The sequence below is a fragment of the Streptomyces sp. SD31 genome (assembly GCF_052068475.1).
Classification (GTDB): Bacteria; Actinomycetota; Actinomycetes; order Streptomycetales; family Streptomycetaceae; genus Streptomyces.
This window is the reverse complement of record NZ_JBQHCX010000005.1, coordinates 471,321-489,851: the sequence shown is the minus strand read 5'-3', so window position 1 is coordinate 489,851 and position 18,531 is coordinate 471,321. Positions and strand designations below refer to the sequence as shown.

The following is an 18,531-nucleotide window of genomic DNA, read 5'->3' as shown; positions in this document are numbered from 1 at the left end:
GGCGGTGACGGCACCCACCGCGAAACCACCATCGACAAGCTGGAGTTCGACGCCGACGGCCTGATCAAGAAGGTCGTCCCCACCCTGAGCAGCATCGACCCGGTCACCGCCGGCACCGCCCTGCCGACCAACACCACCCGCTCGCTCCGATCGGTCAACTTCCCCGGCCGCTACGCCGTCGTGCGCTCGGACAGCCGCGGCTACCTCGACCCGGTGACGTCCACCAGCGCCACGGCGGTCAAGCAGAGCGCCACCTTCACCGTCGTCCCCGGCCTGGCCGACTCCAAGTGCTACTCGTTCCGTGACGTGTCCGGCCGCTACCTGCGCCACACCGACTTCAGGGTCCGCTTCGACGCGAGCAACGGCACGACGCTCTTCAACAAGGACGCCACCTACTGCGCCCGGCCCGGTTCGGCCACCGGCTCGGTCAGCCTGGAGTCGTACAACTACCCCGGCCGCTACCTGCGCCACTACAACTACGAGCTGCGCATCGACCCCTACCAGGACAACGCCACCTTCCGCGCCGACAGTTCCTTCACGGCGGTCAGCCCCTGGACCTGATCGATTCCCTCGCTCGCCGGGTGGCCCGCACCGCGAAGCCCTGCGGGCCACCGGCCTGGCCGAGCGGACGTACTACTTCAGCAGTGAGCAGACCCGTCGAGCGCGCTTGCGCACCTAGGGCAACCCGAACAGCGACGCCGCCGAACTCGCCCTCGGCGTACTCCTGGACAGCGGCATCATGCTGCCCGGCGGCCGCGTCTCGGACTACCAGGCCCGGCCCGAGGCAAAGCGGTGGCTGCGCATGCTGCCGACCGCGTGGGACGAGACGAAGTACGTCTCGGGCGACCCACTCACCGGCGGGGTCATCGCGCGCCGCGACGGCGACCGGTGGTTCGTCGGGGCTTTCCGGCGCGGCGGCGCCACCACCATCAGCTACCCGACCACGTTCCTCGGCTCCGGTACCTGGCACGCGGAGATCACCACCGACGGCTCCGACGGCCTGACCCGCACCAGCAAGGTCATCCAGGCCGGTGACACGCTGAGCGTCCCGGTGGTCGCGGGCGGCGGCCATGTGGTCAGGCTGACCAAGGTCCCGGTCATCCCGACCGGGAACCGCACGGTGACCATCGCCGGCGGCAGCCACGTACTCGACGTGAAGAGCGCAAGCCTCGCGAACGACGCCGCGATCATCCGCTGGCCCAGCACCGGCGGCACCAACCAGCGCTTCGCGTTCGTGCCCCTCGGCGACGGATACACGCGGATCGTCAACGAGGCGAGTGGCAAGGACGTCGTCATCCGGTGGGCCTCACGCGACGCGGGCGCGAAGGCCGTCCAGTACCCGTACGAAGCCAACGCGAACACCAACGACGAATGGCTGGCGGAAGACGCGGGCAACGGCCGTATCCGGCTCCTGAACCGCCACAGCGGCCTCTACCTCACCGCGGGCAGTGCCCAGGGCGACCAGTTGAAGCAACGCCCGTTCGACGGCGCCGACCACCAGCTGTTCACCGTCTCCTGACGCCGCTGAACGAGACGCCCACAGAGGCCGCCGACGGCGGCCATCAGCACCACGGCACGGCTGCACCGGAACGAAACCCGTCGGAAACATTGACGGAACCACGGCTCAAATCTATCTTCTGCTCGAAGTGCCGCACAGTGTTCGCCATTTCGAACGCTCACGTCCTTCGCCACGGCGATCGGCCAAGCGGACTGCACGGGCCCGGAGGAAGAGTTGAACAGAACCGTAAGAACGCTGCTCGCCCTGCTGGGCCCGCTGCTGCTGGTGCTGCTGGGTACCCCCGCCCTTCAGGGCACCGCCTCCGCCGCCGCCCCGCCGGCCGGGCAGACCACGCGGTACACGATGACCGCGTTCACCAACTCCAGCGAGTCGAACATGTACGTCTACGACTCGCCGGACGCCACCGGCTTCACCCTCCGCAAGGGCCCGGCGTACACCCCGCCCTCCGGGCTGATCCGTGACCCCAGCATCTTCAAGCACACGGACGGCTTCTACTACCTCACCTACACCACCAACTGGACCGGAAACACGATCGGTTTCGCCCGGAGCGCCGACCGGGTGAACTGGACGTTCCTGTACAACTACACGATCCCGATCAGCGGGCTGACCCGCACCTGGGCTCCCGAGTGGTTCATCGACACCGACGGCAGCGTCAACATCATCGTGTCCCTGACGGCGGCGAGCACCGCCACCCACTTCACCGCCTACAAGATGACGGCCACCAACTCCGCGCTGACCACCTGGTCCGCGCCCACCCAGCTGTCCGGCATCGGCCCGAACTACATCGACACTTATGTCGTCAAGGTCGGCTCCACGTACCACGCGTTCACCAAGAACGAGACGACGAAGTACATCGAGTACGCCACCGCCTCCAGCCTCACCGGCCCCTACACCATGCGGAAGACGGGCAACTGGGCCGGATTCGGCGACTGGGTCGAGGGTCCGGCCCTGGTCCAGCTCGACAACGGCGGCTGGCGCATCTACTACGACGGCTACCGCGCCGGGAAGTACTGGTACAGCGACAGCTACGACAACTTCGCCACCTGGTCCACGCCCACCGAGGTGCCCGGGCTGACCGGCTTCATCCGCCACGCCACCGTGCTGAAGGAGACGGTCCCCGGCGGTGTCACCCTGCCGACCAACACCACCAGGTCGCTGCAGTCGGTCAACTTCCCCGGCCGGTACGCCGTGGTGCGCTCCGACAGCCTCGGCTACATCGACCCGGTGAGCGCCTCCAGCAGCACCGCCGTCAAGCAGAGCGCGACCTTCACCGTCGTGCCCGGCCTCGCCGACGCCAACTGCTACTCCTTCCGCGACTCCTCCGGCCGCTACCTGCGCCACTGGGACTTCCGGGTCCGCTTCGACAGCAGCAACGGCTCGGACGTCTTCAACAAGGACGCCACCTACTGCGCCCGCCCGGGCACCGCCTCGGGTGCCGTCCGCCTGGAGTCGTACAACTACCCCGGCCGCTACCTGCGCCACTACAACTACGCGCTGCGCGTGGACCCCTACCAGAACACCGACGCGTTCCGCGCCGACAGTTCCTTCACGGTGGTCAGCCCCTGGGCCTGACCTGTCCGCCCCACCCCCTGCCGCGCCGTCACGGAATCCACTCACGGCGGCGCGGCCTTCTGCCGCCCCGGACGGGCTGCCACGGCTGCGTCCGGCGGCCCCGGAGACGAGGAACCTCCTGCCCCGAACCTCTCCAGGCGCGCGGGAAGTGACCGACGGCACCCTCGCCGCCATCGGCCACGAACCACCCAGTGCCCCCGCCCCGCAAGGACGGATCCGCCGTCTGCTCCCCCGCATCAAGATCGGTACCGCAGCAACAGGCGCGAACTCTCGGACGCTGACCTGGAGAATCCGCCCACGGTGGGTCCCGAGCGGTTTCCCATGGAGGGCATCGTCCTGCACGTCAACAGGGAGTTGATCCGTCACGGCGCCGAGATTTCCCTGCTGCGCGACCTCTACCGCTGGCAGGACGGAGCCGCACCGCGCCGAATATGACTCTTCGGTGACCAGCGATCGAGCTTTAACCGCCGTTCTTCGGGGTCGGTGCGGAGCTTGCTGAGGGTGGAGCGCGAACGGGCGCCGCGGCGGCGGTCCGTGCGGGTAGTTTTCGGGCGGCGGCCCGAGAGGTCCGCCCGTGTCAGCCCTCTGGCGAGGCGCCCAGGCCGGTCAGAGCACCGACCGGGTCGAGGTCCGGCGTGCCGCGCGGCCACCAGTCGTCGTGGCCCGGTTCCGATTCGTACGGGTACCAGAGGCCGTCGCGGCCCAGGCGGAGTTGGACATGGCCGCGGGGGTGCGTGAGGTGGTTGCGCCAAGGGCGGAAGGCGGGGAGGTCGGCGGCGAGGAGGAGAGGGCGGGCACGGTCGAAGCGGCCGGCCGGCGGGTCCCAGGGCTCTTCGAGGACGGCGAGGCCTTCGAGGCCGCCCTGGCGCCAGGCGGCCACCGCGCGCGCCAGCTCTGCCGGGGTGCGGTCGGCTGCGGAGGCGAGGGAGGCGTACAGGGCACGGGTCGCAGCGGTGAGGCCGGAGCCCGGGCGGGCCGCGGCGAGTCGTACCGCGTCCTGCCACAGGGTCAGTTCGGCGACGGGATCACGGCCGGTGCTGAGCAAAGCATGCGCGCGGGCGGCCGCGTCGGTCGCCAGCTGGTCCAGCGCGAAGGGGTCCGGGCCGCCCGGTGCCGCCGGGTAGACGGGCGGCTGCTCGGGATGCGGGGGCGTCGGCAAGGGGGCCGGAAGGGGCGGCAGTCGGCGGTCCGGGGCCAAGGCGTCCGTGGCGCGTACGCCCGGCAGGGGCGCCGGTTCCCGCTCCTGTGCGGCACGGGCCGCGCGGGCGGCGCTCAGGCGAGAGAGGGCGTCGAGCAGCTCGCGCTCACCTCGGCCGCGCAGCAGGAGCAGTACGAAGGGGTCGGCGTCCAGCAGGCGTGCGGTCTGGTAGCAGAGGGCGGCGGCGTGTTTGCAGGGGTGCCCGCGGTCGGGGCAACTGCAGTGGGGGTCGAGCTCGCCGGGGCCCGGCAGGAGGGAGACGCCGCACTCGGCGAGGGAGTGGGGCATCTCCTTGTCGAGCAACGCCGCGATGTGTCCCGGCCGGTCGGCCGCGGCGTCCAGGAACCGCGCCCAGTCGCCGTCACCGAGCGTCCGCAACCGCACCTGCACGCGGTACGGCCGCGGACGGCTGCCCCGCACATACGCCAGGACGAGCCCCGGCGTCACGGTGATGGCATCGACGTGCCCCTCCTGCGCGTAGCCGCGTCCGCGGGCGAGCCGCTTGGGATCGAGGGCGCCCTCCTCCAGGGCGGCCACCCAGGCATCGCCCCACCAGGTCTCGGCGAAGCGGGCCTCGTCCGCCGGGCGGGGCGTGAACGCCGGGAAGGTACGGCGGAGTTCACCGTCCCGGCCCGGGGCTGCCATGGAACGGGGGACCTGGGGTGTGGCGGGAACGGAGTGCGTCGAGGGTGCTGCGGGTGGCCCCGTCTGTGCTGAGCCGGAGTCGGTGGGTGCCGGGGAGGTGGAGGGCTGCGGGGCCGGCGTGGAGGGCGAGTCGGGGGTGTGGGGCGTCGGGTTGCTTCGGTGCCGGGTGTCCGGATCGGGCGTCGCCGATTCGTCCGCATTCAACTTGTCCGCACGTGACTCATCTGCACGCGACTCATCCATGGGCGACTCATCCATGGGTGGCATCCGGAAGGCCTCGGCGAGGAACTCCCTCACCTCACGCGCTCGGAGAGCGGCAGCCCCGTCGGCGGAGCCCCTTCGAGCCCGGGGATCGGCAGAGGCCGGACGTGTCGGCCGATGGGTGCGCTCCTTGTCCCCGCTCTCTTCTTCGTCCGCCTGAGCCTCCCGCCTCTCGCCGAGGGCTGCCCGCAACGCCGCACGGGCGGCATCGGCGGGGCGCGCCCCCCGCCGATCGGATGCGGGGGCGGGCGCGTGCGGGACGGGCCGCGCTTCGGTGGCAGATCGGTCCACTCCCGCACCGGACGTGCCGGACGTGTCGGACGTGTCAGCCCCGGCACCGGCACGCCGCAGTGCTGCCCTGGCCGCGTCACCCGGCCGCGTCCTTGGGCGCTCATCCCGATCCCGGCCCTCGGAGGAACCCCCCGCCGCCCCCTCGCGTCGCTCCCGCGCGGCCCGCAGCGCCCGGCGTGCCGCGTCGGCCGGGCGGGCCTCGGACGATCGGCTCGGCTGCTCCTGAACCGGTGTCGGGTCAGTGTCCCGCTGAACCGGTGCCCGGTCCCCGTCCCGCTCGGCGCCACTCGGACCGACTTCAGGGACCGACCCACCAGCAGCACTCGGAGTGCCGTCCCGCCTCGCCCCGCCAGCCGCACTCCCCCGCTCCACCGGCCCCGTCATGACGTCCTCCGCAGCGACACGAGGTCGGACAGCTCACGATCCGTCAGTTCGGTCAGGGCCGATTCGCCGGAGCCGAGGATCGCGTCGGCCAAGGCCCGCTTGGACTCGAGCATCTCCGCGATGCGGTCCTCGACCGTGCCCTCGGTGATGAGGCGGTGGACCTGGACGGGCTGGGTCTGGCCGATGCGGTAGGCGCGGTCGGTGGCCTGTTCCTCGACGGCGGGGTTCCACCAGCGGTCGAAGTGGACGACATGGCCCGCGCGGGTCAGGTTCAGGCCGGTGCCCGCCGCCTTGAGGGACAGGACCAGGACCGGGGTCGCGCCGCTCTGGAAGCGGTCCACCATGCGTTCCCGTTCCGGGACCGGCGTGCCGCCGTGGAGCAGGTCCACGGGGACCGCCCGGGCGCCGAGGTGGGAGGCGATCAGCCGGGCCATCCCCACGTACTGCGTGAAGACCAGCGCCGAGCCGTCCTCGGCCAGCAAGGTGTCGAGCAGTTCGTCCAGCAGGGTCAGCTTGCCGGAGCGGGTGGCCAACCGCTCGGTAGCCGCCGCTTCGGCCTCCTTGAGGTACAGCGCCGGGTGGTCGCAGATCTGCTTCAGGGACGTCAGGAGCTTGAGCACCATGCCCCGGCGGGCCATGCCCTCCGCCGTCTCGATGGCGTACATCGACTCGCGCACCACCGCCTCGTAGAGCGCGGCCTGTTCCCGGGTGAGCGGGACCGGGTGGTCCGTCTCCGTCTTGGGCGGCAGTTCCGGGACGATGCCGGGGTCGGACTTCTTGCGGCGCAGGAGGAAGGGGCGGACCAGGCGGGCCAGCCGGGCCACCGCCTCGTCGTCCTCGCCGTTCTCCACGGCGCGCGCGTGCCGGGCACGGAAGGACTTCAGCGGGCCGAGCAGGCCCGGTGTCGTCCAGTCGAGCAGGGCCCAGAGCTCGGAGAGGTTGTTCTCGACCGGTGTGCCGGTCAGTGCCACGCGCGCGGGAGTCGGGATGGTGCGCAGGGCCTTCGCCGTCGCCGAGTACGGGTTCTTGACGTGCTGTGCCTCGTCGGCGACGACCATGCCCCAGGTGTGCTGGGCCAGCGTCGGTGCCGTCGAGCGCATCGTGCCGTATGTCGTGAGGACGAAGCCGCCGTCCATGTCCTCCAGGGTGCGGTCCGGGCCGTGGAAGCGGCGGACGGGGACGCCGGGCGCGAAACGGGTGATCTCCCGCTGCCAGTTGCCCAGTAGGGATGCCGGGCAGACCACGAGGGTCGGGGCCGTACGGGCGCGCTTCAGGTGCAGGGCGATGACCGTGATCGTCTTGCCGAGCCCCATGTCGTCGGCCAGGCAACCGCCGAGGCCCAGGGAGGTCATGAGGTCCAGCCATGCCAGGCCCCGGAGTTGGTAGTCGCGCAAGGTCGCCCGCAGTCCCGGCGGCGGTTCGGCCGGGTGGATCCCCGCCGTCAGGCGGTCGCGCAGGGCGGCCAGGGCGCCGGCCGGTACCGCCTCGACCGTCTCGCCGTCGACCTCCGCGCTGCCGGTGAGCGCGACGGACAGCGCGTCGACCGGGTCGAGCAGGCCCAGTTCGCGCTTGCGGGCCTTGCGGACGAGGGCCGGGTCGACCAGTACCCAGCGGTCCCGCAGCCGGACGACCGGGCGGTGCGCCTCGGCGAGCGCGTCCATCTCGCCCTCGGTGAGCGGGTCGCCGCCGATCGCCAACTGCCAGCGGAACTGGAGCAGTTCCTCGCTCTCGAAGAACCCGGTGCCGTCGGTCGCCGAGCCCGGCGCCGGCCGTACGACCGCGGCGGCGCTCAGGTCCTGCGCCAGGTCCCGGGGCCAGTGCACCGCCACCCCGGCCGCCGCGAGCCGGGTGGCGGCCACGCCCAGCAGGTCGCCCAACTCCTCGTCGGACAGGGCCAGCACATCGGGCACGTCCTGCTCGGACAGCCGGTCCAGCGGGGCCCACACCCGGGCCGCGCGCCGCACCGCCAGCGCCGCGTCCACCCGCGCGCGCGGCCCGAACGCCGCCTCCGCCTCGCCCGACCACAGGGCAGCCGCGTCGGCCACCAGGGTGAGGTCGGCGAGGCTGTGCACCTGGACGATCGCCGCGCCCGCGCTGCGCACGCCGTCGCCCCCGCCGTCGAAGAGGTCGTACGCCGACAGGTCGAGGCGGAGCGAGATCCGCACGCCCGCGTCCATCCCGGCGGCGACCTCGGCCGCCCAGTCGTGGGCGTCGGGCAGGCGCTGGGCCGCGCGCGCGGCGAAGGGCTTTCCCGAGGCGTGCGGTGCCGCGGGGGTGCGGGGCAGGGTGTCCGCGACCGCGTCCAGGAAGGCGCGCATCAGCGCCTCCGGCTCGGGCAGCCGCAGCGGGCCCGGGCCGGTCAGGGGCACCGCATGCCCCTCGTACGGCAGGGCCGCGGCGACCGCTCGCAGGTGCGCGATGTCCTCCGGGTCGAGGGGGCCGGCCCGCCAGGAGTCGTGGCCGGTGGGTGTGAGGCCGGGCAGCAGCCGGCCGCGGGCGGTGAGCCGGAGCGCGTGCAGCGCGGCCGCGCCCCAACAGGCGGTGGCGGGGTGGGCGGCCGGGTCGCGCCGGGCACGGACGAGCAGCGGCAGCGCGTCGGCGAGCGGCAGGGACAGCGCCGGGGTGGTCCTGCGGCGGACTCCGGCTCCATGACGCCGTACGACGGTGAGCTCCGTGTCGTCGGCGGGCAGCGGGCCGTCCTCCGGGTCCCAGAAGGCCATCCGCCCCTCGCGCGGGAGGGGCGCGGGCAGGAAGACGGCAGCGAGTCGGACGGGGACGGCCTCCCCCGCACGCTCGGCCACCGCGGCCATGTCGCTCATACTTCCTGTCACCTCCCGCCCATGAGTCGGATCAACCGTCTTCGACTCTACGGGCGGGGTCTGACAATCGGCCCCGGCACCCGGCTCGGACCGGAGACCTCACGCGGTGATCAAGGGACCGTGCGGGAGACGACGTACACGAACGGGTTGTCCGGGTCGGACATGTTCACGACGACGTCCTGGGTGGGCGCCGGGTTCTTCTGCTTGTGGACGAAGCCGTACCACGGTCCCGGGCGCTTGAAGTCCCAGCCGGTGATCTTCTGGTCGCGGGCGCTGATGGTGATGGCGTCCGGCTTCAGGTCGCTCCGGCTGACGCCGATGGTCTTCAGGAACCAGTCCATGTTCTTGTCGGCCGTCTGGAACTGGACGTAGAGGCGGCTGGTCTTCCAGTTGTTCGTCTCGTAGTACGCGACCTGGTACGACGGGTCCGGGACCGGGATCTGGTACAGCCGGCGCTGCACCCTCGACGGCCAGCCCGCGGTGAGGCCGGTCGCCGAGTACTTCGCCTCCTTGTCCTTGCCGCTGTCGCGGCTCTGGTTGGCGGAGATCACCAGATAGCCGGCCGGTACGCCGATGAGCAGCACGATGATGAGCAGGGTGAGCGCCCTGCGGCGGATCATGTGGCGGCGGTCCTCGGCCGGCTGCTGCGGCTCGTCGGGAGAGTCCGGCTGGCGGGGTACGGTCACGGTCACGCCGAATCCTGGGACGACGACCGGCGGGCCTCGGCGAACCGCGCATAGCGCTCGTAGCGCTCCACCCGGCGCCGGTTGGCGCGGCGGAAGCGGCGGGCGACCAGACGGGCCAGGTCGGCGGCGCCGACCATGCCGGCCTCGGGGCCGAGCTGAGCCCGGGTGACGCGGGCCTCCGGGCGGTAGCCGCGGCCGGTGAGGTGGCGCTTGAAGGCGTCCCGCGCGGGGCCGATCAGCAGGTCGTCGGCGGCCGACACGCCGCCGCCGATCACGAAGCAGGACGGGTCCAGTGCGGCCGCGAGGTTGGCGATGCCGACGCCGAGCCACTGCCCGATGTCCTGGAGCAGCTCGATGCACATGGCGTCGCCCTCGCGGGCCAGCTCGGTGATCATCGGGCCGGTGATGTCGTTGATGTTGCCCTTGACGTGCTCGATGATCCCGTACGCCACCGGCGAGTCGGCGGCGGCCAGCTCGCGTGCCTCCCTGACCAGCGCGTTGCCGGAGCTGTACTGCTCCCAGCAGCCGCGGTTGCCGCACGGGCAGCGGTGGCCGCCGGGCACGACCTGCATATGGCCGAACTCGCCGGCGACGCCGTACTTGCCGCGCTTGACCTGCCCGTCCTCCAGGATCGCGCCGCCGATGCCGGTGCCCAGCGTGATCATGACGAGGTGGTCCTCGCCACGGCCGGCGCCGAAACGCCACTCGGCCCAGGCGGCCGTGTTGGCGTCGTTGTCGACCAGGACGGGCACGGCGAGGCGGCCCGCGATGCGGTCGCGCAGCGGCTCGTTGCGCCAGGACAGGTGGGGCGCGAACAGGACGCGGTTGCGGTCGGCGTCGACCCAGCCGGCCGCGCCGATGCCGACGGCGTGCACATCGTGGCGGTCGGACAGGTCCAGGACCAGCTCGACGATCGTGTCCTCGACGACCTTCGGGCTCTTGGACTTGTCCGGGGTCTCCGTGCGGAGCTTCTCCAGGATGTTGCCGTCGGCGTCCACGACGCCCGCCATCACCTTGGTGCCGCCGATGTCGATGCCCACGGTCGGCACCCGGGGCGCCGACAGGTGCGAGCGGCGTTCCCGGGGGCCGACCGTGCGGAGCGCTGGCGCGCGGCGGGAGCCGATGGGGGCGCTGCCCGTCCGGGCGGGGAAAGCGAGGTCGCGGTAGGTGCTCATCAGGCCCGATTCTGCCTCACCGTCGATATGGGTGCCGTACGGGGAAACAATGGGCTGGTTCACGAAGTTTGCCGTGTGCAGGCCGTATGTGGCCGGTCGCGCGGTTCCCCGCGCCCCTGGAGGGCACCTCACCTCACGGCACCCGGGTCGCATTGTCCGGACATTGTGACCAACCTTGCGCTCATGACCGTACGAGCAGCTGGAACTCGAAGGAGTAGCGGCTCGGTCGGTAGGTATGCGTGCCGTACTCGACCGCTCTGCCCGTGTCGTCGAACGTCACCCGCTGCATCGTGAGCAGTGGGGCACCCTCCTCCTCGGCCAGCCGCTCGGCCTCGGCGGCGGTGGCCGCGCGGGCGCCGATGGTCTGGCGGGCGCTGTGCAGGGTGATGCCGGCGGCGCGCATCAGGCGGTACAGGCCGGTGGCCTCCAGCTGCGGGGTGTCCAGGTCGATCAAGGCCGGCGGCAGGAAGTTGCACAGGTACGCCATCGGCTCACCGTGCGCCAGACGCAGCCGCTCGATCCGGTGTACGTCGCTGTCCTCGGCCACCCCGAGCGCCGCCGCGACCTCGGCGGACGCCGGGACCACGGTGTTGACGAGCACCTTGGTCGCCGGGCGCTGACCGGCCGACTCCAGGTCGTCGTAGAGGCTGCTGAGCTCCAACGGGCGCTTGACCTGGCTGTGCACGACCTGCGTCCCGACGCCTCGGCGGCGCACCAGCAGACCCTTGTCGACCAGCGACTGGATGGCCTGGCGGACGGTCGGCCGGGACAGGCCGAGGCGTGCGGCGAGTTCGATCTCGTTGCCCAGCAGGCTGCCGGGCGTGAGCGCTCCGTGCTCGATCGCGGCTTCGAGCTGCTGGGAAAGCTGGAAGTACAAGGGCACCGGACTGCTCCGGTCCACACTGAGCTCGAGTTCCACGGTCGGATCCACTTCTGGTTTCGGCACGGGCCGAGCGTAGCTCTACGCGTTGTTGACGGGAAGTAGTGTAGTTCGATTGTCCTGACATACGCATTGACAGCGTACGCACTGAACCCCCACTTTGTTTCCATGCGCATCGGGGTCATCGGTACGGGCCGCATCGGCACGATTCACGCCAACACGCTGAGCCGCCATCGCGAGGTCGGCTCCCTGATCCTCACGGACGCGGACGGCGCGCGGGCCCAGGACCTGGCGCGGCGCCTGGGCGAGACGGCGGCCCCCGGAGTGGACGAGATCTTCAGGTGGGGCGTGGACGCGGTGGTGATCACCACGGCGACGTCGGCCCACGCCGAACTGATCGGTCGGGCAGCACGGGCGGGACTTCCGGTGTTCTGCGAGAAGCCCATAGCGCTCGATCTGCCGGGCACCCTGCACGCGATCGCCGAGGTGGAGACGGCCGGGACGATTCTCCAGATGGGTTTCCAGCGCCGCTTCGACCCGGGGTACGTGGGGGCGCGCGAGGCGGTGCAGTCCGGGCGGCTCGGGCGGTTGCACACCGTGCGGGCGCTCACCAGCGACCAGGAGCCGCCGCCGGTCGAGTGGCTGCCGCTGTCCGGCGGGCTGTACCGGGACACGCTGATCCATGACTTCGACGTGCTGCGCTGGGTGACCGGGCGTGAGGTCGTCGACGTGTACGCGGCCGGGTCGGACGCCGGGCCCGCGATGTTCCGTGAGGCAGGCGACGTGGACACGGCCGCGGTGGTGCTGACCCTGGACGACGGCACGCTCGCCACGGCCACGGCGACGCGGCTGAACGGCGCCGGGTACGACGTACGCATGGAGCTGGCCGGGGAGTTGGACCAGATCGTGGTGGGGCTGGACGACCGTACGCCGATCGCGTCCACCGAGCCGACCGGGCCGCCCGCGGCGGACAAGCCCTGGTCGGGGTTCCTGGAGCGGTTCGGACCGGCCTACGAGGCGGAGTTGAACGCGTTCGTGGAGGTGGTGCGCGGGGAGCGGGCCAATCCCTGCGACGGGCGGGAGGCCTTGCAGGCGCTGCGGATCGCGGAGGCGTGCGAGCTCTCGCGGGGCGAGCGAAGGCCGGTCGCGCTCGGGGAGATTCCGGGCGGGGCTCAGGCCGGGGCTCTGTGAGGACCGTACTCGACACCCCGACCGGACTCGACACCCCGACCGGACTCGACACCCCGCCCGGACTCGACACGCGCGGGCGCCTGCTTCCGCTACCAACGCACCGGCAGGCTCCGCATCCCTCGCACCAACATCCCCGGCAACCACTCCCCCGGCGGGCCGTCCGGCGCCAGGCCGGGCGCGCGCTCCAGCAGGGACCGTATCGCCGTGCGGGCCTCCAGACGGGCCAAGGGGGCACCCAGGCAGAAGTGGATGCCGTGTCCGAAGGCGACGTGGCCCCGGGTGTCGCGGCGGATGTCGAAGGTGTCGGGAGCGGGGTAGCGGCTCGCGTCCCGGTTGGCCGCCGTGAGGCCGACCATCACCGGCTCGCCCTTCTCGATGGGGATACCGGCGATCTCCAGGGGCTCGGCGGCATACCGGAAGGTCGCCGTCTCCACTGGGCCCTCGTGACGCAGCATCTCCTCCACCGCACCGTCGAGGAGGGTCATGTCGGCGCGCAGGGCGGCGAGTTGATCAGGGTGGGTGAGCAGGGCGTGCACGCCGCTGGTGATGAGGTTGACCGTCGTCTCGTGCCCGGCGATCAGCAGGATGAAGGCCATGCCCCGCAGTTCGTCCGGGGAGAGCCGGTCGCCGTCCTCGGCAGTGGTGCGGATCAGGTCGCTCAGCAGGTCACCACCGGGACCGGCGCACCTCTTGTCCTCGATCAGGTCGGTGAAGTACGCGCCGAGGCGGGTGAAGGCGTCGACCTCGTTGCCCGGGCTGGTGGGCGCAACCGCCTCCGTCGACATCTTGCGGAACTCCGCGCGGTCCATTTCGGGCACGCCGAGCAGTTCGCAGATGACGGTGAGCGGCAGCGGGTGGGCGAGTGACTCCACGAGGTCGGCGCGGCCCCTCGGCAGCATGTCGTCGAGCAGGTCGTCGGTGATCTGCTGAATCCTCGGCCGCAGGTCTTCCACGCGGCGCATGGTGAAGGCCCGCGAGATGAGCCCGCGCAGCCGGGTGTGCTGCGGCGGATCGGTGGCCAGCAGGCTCTTCCCGATCAGCTCCTCGTCGAGCGACTTCTGCCCGATCTTGGTGCCGTCCTTGGACAGCCGCTGGTCGGCGAGCGCCGCGCGAGCCTCCTCGTGCCCGACGACGAGCCAGACCTCGGACTGCCAGTCGGGCAGCCGGACGCGGTGCACGGGACCCCGTTCACGTAAACGCGCATACACCGGGTGCGGGTTCTCGCGGAACCCCTCTCCGAACTCCCCCAGGTCGATCACTTCTGCCATGACGCTCCCCCCTCCGACACATCGACAACGCCCGGGAGCCCCGACTAGTGCCCGTCGTCCTCCACTTCCTCCAACCACCCCGCGTCGTACGCCAACAGGGCGATCTGCACACGGTTGTTGAGGTCGAGCTTGGCCAGGACGCGGGAGACGTGGGTCTTGACGGTGGCGACGCTCATGAAGAGCTCCGCGGCGATGTCGGCGTTGGACAGGCCCCGGCCCACCGCGACGGCGACCTCGCGTTCGCGGTCGTTGAGGGCGGTGAGCCGCTCACGCGCGCATGTGCGGCGCGTGTCGGCCGCGGTGCCCGCCGCGTGGTTCATCAACTGGCGTGTGACGGTGGGCGACAGGACCGGGTCACCGGCCGCGACCCGGCGCACCGCGTCGACGATCTGCGCGGGCGGCGTGTCCTTGAGGACGAACCCGGCGGCGCCGGCGCGCAGGGCGCGCAGCACCTGTTCGTCGGCGTGGAAGGTGGTCAGCAGCACCACCTGCGGGGCGTCCGCCCTGCCGCGCAGCCGCTCCGTGGCGGTGAGGCCGTCCATCGACGGCATCCGGATGTCCATCAGGACCACGTCCGGCCGGGTCCGGTCGACCAGCGTCTCGACCTCGGCGCCGTCGGCCGCCTCACCGACGATCTCGATGTCGTCGGCGCCGCCCAGCATGAAGGACAGGCCGGCTCTGACCAACGGGTCGTCGTCGACGAGGAGCAGTCTGATCGCAGTCATGTGCCTTACGTAATCACGGTTGTCGGGCACGGATGTGCGGTACGGCGAGGAGCGCCCCCTCGGGCACGAGGGGTCACTCCATGACGTGAACGGCGCCGCACGCGCGCGTGGGGGCAGACGTCACCCCCCCCGGCGGCCCCACTCACCCCCACGGCAGCCAGGCCCGCACCTCGAACCCCCCGTCCGCCACCGGCCCGTGCTCCAGTCGGCCGCCCGTCAGCGTGGCCCGTTCCGTCAGCCCGATCAGGCCCTGTCCGGAGCCGGGTACATGGGGAATCTCGCCCTCGGGCGCGGGGTTGCGTACCGCTACCGACAGGCCCTCGCCCGGTGCGCCGGCCACCGCCACCGTGACCTCCGTGCCGGGGGCGTGCTTGCGGGCGTTGGTCAGGCCCTCCTGGGCGATGCGGTAGGCGGTGCGGCCCACGGAGGCGGGCACGGCTGCGGGCTCGGTGACGTGCTGGTCGAGGGTGACCTTCATGCCGGCCTCCCGGGACTCGGTGACCAGCGCCTCCAGCGCCGCGAGGGTCGGCTGCGGGCGGCCGGCGTCGTCCGGCTCGTCCGCCCGCAGTACTCCGATGATCTCCCGTAGGTCCTGGAGGGCCTCGTGGGCGCTCTCCCGGATGACGCCCGCCGCCCGCGCGATCTCCTCCCGGGGCGCGTCGGGCCGGAACTCCAGGGCGCCCGCGTGCACGCTGAGCAGCGTCAGGCGGTGCGCGAGGACGTCGTGCATCTCCCGGGCGATGGCCTCGCGGGCGAGCCGCTGGGCCTGCTCGGCACGCAGCCGCGCCTCCGTCTCGGCGCGCCTGGCGCGGTCGCGCAGGCTCAGCATGAGCTGCCGCTTGGACCGTACGAGCATGCCCCAGCCGACCACGCCGCCGTTCAGCATCGCGCCGAGTAGGACCGTCCAGCCGTAGGTAATCTCGGGGTCGGGGCGCAGCCAGTAGAACAGCGGGACCAGCGCCACGGAGGCCCCGCCCACCCAGGCCACGTAGCGGAAGGGCCGGTGCACGGCGAGGGTGAAGAGCGCGACCACGCCCGCGCCGGCCGCGGTGTTCGACACGAAGCAGACCAGGACCATGGCGGTCGCGACCCCGACCGGCCAGCGGCGCCGCAGCCACACCGCGGCACAGGCGAGGGCGCCCAGGATCTGGTCGACGGCGGCAAGGGCGATCGGGATGTCCTCGTCGGCCACCGTGTCCACGGTCAGTAGACCGATGAACACGGCCAGGAGGAAGCAGGAGAAGTCGACCACCCAGTCGCGGGCGGTGCGCCGGGGCCGTCCGGAGCGCTCGGGGTCGAGCTCGAACTCTTTGATCAGGGTCGAGGGCAGCAGCCAGCGCCGCCCTTCGAAGACCTGCGGTACCGACTCCGGCTTGTCACCACTCACGGTCGACAAATCTACGCAGTACCGGACCCTGGTGCGGCCCCTCGGGTCCGATCGACGACCAAAGTCGCGGCACCGGAGACCTTGGTCGCGGCGGGCCGCCGCGGAACGTGGACTTCCGTCGGGCATGGCTCGCCCCGCGGCCGATTGGTGTGGGGGGTCCGCGGGGCGAGAGTCATGGCATGAAGCAGTTGCTGGAGTTCCTTGGATTCATCGCCCTGGTGCAGGGCGTCGCGGGCCTGGTGCACGAGTTCACCGACTGGCACTGGGGACTCGTGCAGCGGATCGGCTTCCTCGACGGCTTCGAGATCTACGCGAGCGTCGCACTGCTGGTGCTGGCGTTCGCGCTGTTCGCCGCCGCCGAGAGCCGGAAGTCCGGTTGAGCGCGGACCGGACTCCCGGCCGGTCGCACCGTTCCTCGGCGCCGACCGTGATCTGCGGGCCTCAGCAGCCGTAGTTGATCAGGTCGAACGACGCGTAGTGGTCGGCCGTGTAGTAGTCCTCCCGGTTCTCCTCACCGGTGACGATCCGGCGAGCTCCGCGCGTAGACGAACCAGGGGTGATGACCGTGTACTCGTGGTAGTACCCGGTCGACTGGCTGGGCAGGATGCCTTCCCGGTTCTGGAAGACGGTGCCGTCCTGCGAGTACGGGTAGGGGCCGCCCTGCGCGATCAGGTCGAGCGTGTCGTGCGCCTGGGAGGGCAGGTCGCCGTAGCAGATGCTGCCGACCGCGGCGGCCGCCGGAGTGGCAGTGACGGTGCCGCCGACGAGGAGGGCGGACAGGACGGCGGCTGCGGCGCCGATGCGGGTGATTCGTGGGGGGAATCTCATGGCTTCATGATGACGCGCGTAGACAGTGGCATGTCAATGACAACGGTGGAGAATTTCCCGGCAAGTCCGATGAGTTTTCGGGAAGTTAACGTGCGCCCCGGCGTTCTCACGCGATCTCCATAGGTGGTCGTGCGAGAACGCCGCGGACGGGTCGTCACCCGTTCTCGGGCAGCTCGAACGAGCCGTATTCGGGTCGGCCGGCGAGGTCGTACGAGTGGATGGCGACGCCCTTGCCCGTGGTGCGGCCGGCGGTGTGCCTGAACGCGGTGGGTACGGCGCCCTCGGTGAACAGGCGGTGGCCCGTGCCGAGCACGACCGGGAAGGTCAGCAGGTGGAGGGTGTCGACGAGGCCGAGGGACAGCAGCGACCTGACGAGGGCGCCGCTGCCGTGCACCTGGAGCTCGCCGTCGGTGCGCTCCTTGAGGGCGGTGACCTCCTTGCCGAGATCGCCGCTGATCACGGTGGTACCGGCCCACTCGGGGTCCGTCAGTGTCGAGGAGGCGACGTACTTCGGCAGTGCGTTGAGCCGGGAGGCGACGGGGTCGAGGGGATCGGTCACCTTCGGCCAGAACGACGCGAAGATGTCGTACGTACGGCGCCCGAGGAGGAAGGCGGCCGGGCGCGCGAAGACCTCGTTGATGAACTGTCCGAAGTCGTCGTCGGCGTAGGGAAAGACCCAGCCGCCGTGCTCGAAGCCGCCGCGGGTGTCCTCCTCCCGGCCGCCGGGCGCCTGGTAGACGCCGTCGAGCGTGACGAAGAGGGTGGAGACGAGCTTGCCCATGAGGAGTGCCTCTTTTCCGGGGTGGGATCTGCTGTCATCACCTCAGACCCCACCGGCACTCGCAACTCATCGGTCGGCCGGCTGCCGCCTCAGCCCGCGTTCGTCGAGAACAGGCCGCCCGTCGGGCCCTGCTTGTCGCCGCCCTGGGCCTTCTTCAGGGCGTTGGCCAGGCTCTCGATGGTGAGGGACTGCAGGATGACGCGGCCGTTGCCCTCCAGGGTGGCCAGGGAGAGGCCCTCGCCGCCGAAGACGGCGTTCATCAGGCCCTGGCGGTTGAGGCCGCCGATGCGCTGGACGCCGTACTGGATGCCCTCCTCGAAGGCGACGACGCAGCCCGTGTCGACCTCGATGCGGCCGCCGAAGTCGGCCGGGTTGAGGTCGATGAAGTTGCCGGCGCCGGCGATGATCACCGTGCCGTGCCCGGTGAACTTCTCCAGGACGAAGCCCTCGCCGCCCTTCATGCCGGTCCTGCCGCCCTGGAAGGCGATGCCGAAGTCGACGGTGGACTCGGCGGCGACGAAGGCGTCCTTCTCGGCGAACCACGCGCGCGTGCCGTCGAGCTCCAGGGCGCGCATCTCACCCGGGAGTACGCCCGCGAAGCCGACGGTGCCCTCTCCGCCCTGGGACGTGAAGTACTGGAACGCGATCGACTCGCCCGCGAGGACGCGCTGGCCGACCTGCATGGCGGTGCCCATGGCCTGGCGGAGCATGCCGCCCATGCCGCCACCGCCGCCTGCCTGGGGCTGGCCGCCGCCGTTGGACGGGCCCGTCAGGCGGGTCTCCATGGTCACGTTGGTGGTCTTGAACAGGAACTTGCCCGCCTCGCAGTACACGGTCTGGCCGGGCTGAAGGCTGACCACCGCCATCTGCATGGCATTGCCGACGATTTCTTGCTGAAGAGTCACATGGGGTGAACGAGAG

Annotated in this window: 16 protein-coding genes and 1 pseudogene; 6 read left to right on the top strand and 11 right to left on the bottom strand. The window is 71.5% G+C overall.

Annotated elements, in window-relative coordinates; all coding sequences use genetic code 11:
• The 4 genes and pseudogenes from ACTMVF_RS14200 to ACTMVF_RS14185 form a co-directional block, all read left to right on the top strand.
• Window positions 1-561: AbfB domain-containing protein (locus ACTMVF_RS14200; protein WP_441271345.1), on the top strand; the 561-nt coding region annotated here is incomplete at its 5' end.
• A gap of 178 nt (window positions 562-739) precedes the next feature.
• A complete protein-coding gene (locus ACTMVF_RS14195; RefSeq protein WP_441271344.1) occupies window positions 740-1,519 on the top strand; it encodes an RICIN domain-containing protein in 780 nt (259 codons plus the stop codon).
• Window positions 1,520-1,732: 213 nt separating this feature from the next.
• Window positions 1,733-3,091 carry a glycoside hydrolase family 43 protein gene (locus tag ACTMVF_RS14190; RefSeq protein WP_441271343.1) on the top strand — a complete coding sequence of 453 codons (1,359 nt, stop codon included), beginning with the start codon at window positions 1,733-1,735 and terminating at the stop codon, window positions 3,089-3,091.
• Window positions 3,092-3,349: 258 nt separating this feature from the next.
• A pseudogene (locus ACTMVF_RS14185) lies at window positions 3,350-3,526 on the top strand (DinB family protein); the annotation flags it as partial.
• 142 nt (window positions 3,527-3,668) lie between these two features.
• On the opposite strand, the gene ACTMVF_RS14180 reads toward ACTMVF_RS14185, so the two are convergent.
• The 5 genes from ACTMVF_RS14180 to ACTMVF_RS14160 all read right to left on the bottom strand — a co-directional run bounded on the left by ACTMVF_RS14180 (window position 3,669) and on the right by ACTMVF_RS14160 (window position 11,469).
• Entirely contained in the window at window positions 3,669-5,870 is a 2,202-nt protein-coding gene (locus tag ACTMVF_RS14180; protein ID WP_441271342.1) for an SWIM zinc finger family protein, read from the bottom strand.
• A complete protein-coding gene (locus ACTMVF_RS14175) occupies window positions 5,867-8,689 on the bottom strand; it encodes an SNF2-related protein (protein ID WP_441271341.1) in 2,823 nt (940 codons plus the stop codon). The genes ACTMVF_RS14180 and ACTMVF_RS14175 overlap by 4 nt, the downstream gene beginning before the upstream one ends.
• 110 nt (window positions 8,690-8,799) lie before the next feature.
• Window positions 8,800-9,381 carry a sugar kinase gene (locus tag ACTMVF_RS14170; RefSeq protein WP_441271340.1) on the bottom strand — a complete coding sequence of 194 codons (582 nt, stop codon included), beginning with the start codon at window positions 9,379-9,381 and terminating at the stop codon, window positions 8,800-8,802.
• Window positions 9,378-10,550: an ROK family glucokinase gene (locus ACTMVF_RS14165; protein ID WP_441271339.1), complete on the bottom strand. Its 1,173-nt coding sequence runs from the start codon at window positions 10,548-10,550 to the stop codon at window positions 9,378-9,380. Before ACTMVF_RS14165 ends, ACTMVF_RS14170 begins: the two co-directional genes overlap by 4 nt.
• Window positions 10,551-10,731: 181 nt before the next feature.
• Window positions 10,732-11,469, bottom strand: coding sequence for a GntR family transcriptional regulator (locus tag ACTMVF_RS14160; protein ID WP_441271368.1), 738 nt, complete (start codon window positions 11,467-11,469; stop codon window positions 10,732-10,734).
• Window positions 11,470-11,598: 129 nt separating this feature from the next.
• Between ACTMVF_RS14160 and ACTMVF_RS14155 the strand changes: the two genes are divergently transcribed.
• Window positions 11,599-12,621, top strand: a complete 1,023-nt coding sequence (locus ACTMVF_RS14155) for a Gfo/Idh/MocA family protein (RefSeq protein ID WP_441271338.1) — start codon at window positions 11,599-11,601, stop codon at window positions 12,619-12,621.
• Between the two features lie 89 nt (window positions 12,622-12,710).
• On the opposite strand, the gene ACTMVF_RS14150 is transcribed toward ACTMVF_RS14155, so the two are convergent.
• From ACTMVF_RS14150 to ACTMVF_RS14140, 3 genes are all read right to left on the bottom strand, one after another.
• Window positions 12,711-13,889 carry a cytochrome P450 family protein gene (locus ACTMVF_RS14150; RefSeq protein ID WP_441271337.1) on the bottom strand — a complete coding sequence of 393 codons (1,179 nt, stop codon included), beginning with the start codon at window positions 13,887-13,889 and terminating at the stop codon, window positions 12,711-12,713.
• 44 nt (window positions 13,890-13,933) lie between these two features.
• Window positions 13,934-14,614: a response regulator transcription factor gene (locus tag ACTMVF_RS14145; RefSeq protein WP_441271336.1), complete on the bottom strand. Its 681-nt coding sequence runs from the start codon at window positions 14,612-14,614 to the stop codon at window positions 13,934-13,936.
• A gap of 142 nt (window positions 14,615-14,756) precedes the next feature.
• Window positions 14,757-16,001 carry a sensor histidine kinase gene (locus tag ACTMVF_RS14140; protein ID WP_441271335.1) on the bottom strand — a complete coding sequence of 415 codons (1,245 nt, stop codon included), beginning with the start codon at window positions 15,999-16,001 and terminating at the stop codon, window positions 14,757-14,759.
• Between the two features lie 179 nt (window positions 16,002-16,180).
• Here ACTMVF_RS14140 and ACTMVF_RS14135 point away from each other — a divergent pair, with 179 nt between their 5' ends.
• Complete coding sequence (locus ACTMVF_RS14135) at window positions 16,181-16,381, top strand: hypothetical protein (RefSeq protein WP_441271334.1); 201 nt, start codon at window positions 16,181-16,183, stop codon at window positions 16,379-16,381.
• 61 nt (window positions 16,382-16,442) lie between these two features.
• Here the strand turns inward: ACTMVF_RS14135 and ACTMVF_RS14130 are convergent, their stop codons facing one another.
• The 3 genes from ACTMVF_RS14130 to ACTMVF_RS14120 all read right to left on the bottom strand — a co-directional run bounded on the left by ACTMVF_RS14130 (window position 16,443) and on the right by ACTMVF_RS14120 (window position 18,515).
• Entirely contained in the window at window positions 16,443-16,829 is a 387-nt protein-coding gene (locus tag ACTMVF_RS14130) for a ribonuclease domain-containing protein (protein WP_441271333.1), read from the bottom strand.
• A 154-nt stretch (window positions 16,830-16,983) separates the two neighbouring features.
• Window positions 16,984-17,610 (bottom strand): dihydrofolate reductase family protein, encoded by a 627-nt coding sequence (locus tag ACTMVF_RS14125; protein ID WP_441271332.1) that lies wholly within the window; start codon window positions 17,608-17,610, stop codon window positions 16,984-16,986.
• An 89-nt stretch (window positions 17,611-17,699) separates the two neighbouring features.
• Window positions 17,700-18,515, bottom strand: coding sequence for an AIM24 family protein (locus ACTMVF_RS14120; protein ID WP_441271331.1), 816 nt, complete (start codon window positions 18,513-18,515; stop codon window positions 17,700-17,702).
• Window positions 18,516-18,531 lie beyond the last annotated feature (16 nt).

What these genes read in the sequence shown, in the direction of transcription:
- ACTMVF_RS14130 (WP_441271333.1), bottom strand. Translation starts at nt 16,829, where the DNA reads ATGAGATTCCCCCCACGAATCACCCGCATCGGCGCCGCAGCCGCCGTC.
- ACTMVF_RS14195 (WP_441271344.1), top strand. Translation starts at nt 740, where the DNA reads ATGCTGCCCGGCGGCCGCGTCTCGGACTACCAGGCCCGGCCCGAGGCA.
- ACTMVF_RS14165 (WP_441271339.1), bottom strand. Translation starts at nt 10,550, where the DNA reads ATGAGCACCTACCGCGACCTCGCTTTCCCCGCCCGGACGGGCAGCGCC.
- ACTMVF_RS14125 (WP_441271332.1), bottom strand. Translation starts at nt 17,610, where the DNA reads ATGGGCAAGCTCGTCTCCACCCTCTTCGTCACGCTCGACGGCGTCTAC.
- ACTMVF_RS14175 (WP_441271341.1), bottom strand. Translation starts at nt 8,689, where the DNA reads ATGAGCGACATGGCCGCGGTGGCCGAGCGTGCGGGGGAGGCCGTCCCC.
- ACTMVF_RS14145 (WP_441271336.1), bottom strand. Translation starts at nt 14,614, where the DNA reads ATGACTGCGATCAGACTGCTCCTCGTCGACGACGACCCGTTGGTCAGA.
- ACTMVF_RS14180 (WP_441271342.1), bottom strand. Translation starts at nt 5,870, where the DNA reads ATGACGGGGCCGGTGGAGCGGGGGAGTGCGGCTGGCGGGGCGAGGCGG.
- ACTMVF_RS14150 (WP_441271337.1), bottom strand. Translation starts at nt 13,889, where the DNA reads ATGGCAGAAGTGATCGACCTGGGGGAGTTCGGAGAGGGGTTCCGCGAG.
- ACTMVF_RS14135 (WP_441271334.1), top strand. Translation starts at nt 16,181, where the DNA reads ATGAAGCAGTTGCTGGAGTTCCTTGGATTCATCGCCCTGGTGCAGGGC.
- ACTMVF_RS14155 (WP_441271338.1), top strand. Translation starts at nt 11,599, where the DNA reads ATGCGCATCGGGGTCATCGGTACGGGCCGCATCGGCACGATTCACGCC.